This window comes from Oleiphilus sp. HI0066 (assembly GCF_001635725.1).
The window spans coordinates 1-653 of the sequence record NZ_LWFH01000308.1; the positions used below are offsets into that span (position 1 = coordinate 1).

A 653-nucleotide genomic window follows, 5' to 3' on the forward strand; every position below is an offset into this window, starting at 1 on the left:
CTTGATCTGTGTAAGGAGCCAGATGCGATGACTCACCCAGACGGCATGCAGATTAAAATTACGCGTCAAGAAATCGGACGTATCGTTGGCTGTTCTCGTGAAATGGTAGGTCGAGTACTAAAGACACTTGAAGAGCAGGGTCTCGTTCAAGTGAAAGGTAAGACGATGGTTGTATACGGCACGAGATAGACGTAAGCGACATATGAAAAAAGGCGCATTTTGATGCGCCTTTTTTGTTTTTGGCTTTTAGAACTATCGTACTTGAGTTGTCGTAGATCCTTGAGACGTCCAGTCAGAGATATAAATACTTCCGATCGTGCTCGGGTCGTTCAAATCATCCCCACCGATATTTTCAAACTTCAGCAAGTCGATCTGAAGGTCTCTATCATGTTGCACGCTTCCATCTGAATTGAACGTTGCTTCATGTTTAAAATTGCTTTTGTTGTACTGAATCTGACTGAAGGTATCAAAAGAGGCTGCGTCACCCACTACGCGTTCATTAGGTTTAACGATAGCTTGTAGGTTTGGGTCAAACTCTAAGTCAGGACGCTCTCGCTGGAACTCTTCCGTCAACTGATCTTCCAGTGATTTTATCGTCGATTCGGCAGATTTGATGGATGTATCGTCAGTGGACTCATTTTCGGGAGGTTCCT

The 653-nt window shown here is 44.3% G+C and carries 2 protein-coding genes; one reads left to right on the forward strand and one right to left on the reverse strand.

Features of this window, described 5'->3' with window-relative positions; all coding sequences use genetic code 11:
* The coding region (locus A3738_RS04530; RefSeq protein WP_156503954.1) for a helix-turn-helix domain-containing protein at positions 1-189 on the forward strand (189 nt) is incomplete at its 5' end.
* A gap of 63 nt (positions 190-252) precedes the next feature.
* On the opposite strand, the gene A3738_RS30565 is transcribed toward A3738_RS04530, so the two are convergent.
* Positions 253-653, reverse strand: a 401-nt coding sequence (locus A3738_RS30565) for a hypothetical protein (protein WP_197473589.1), incomplete at its 5' end; no start/stop codon positions are given.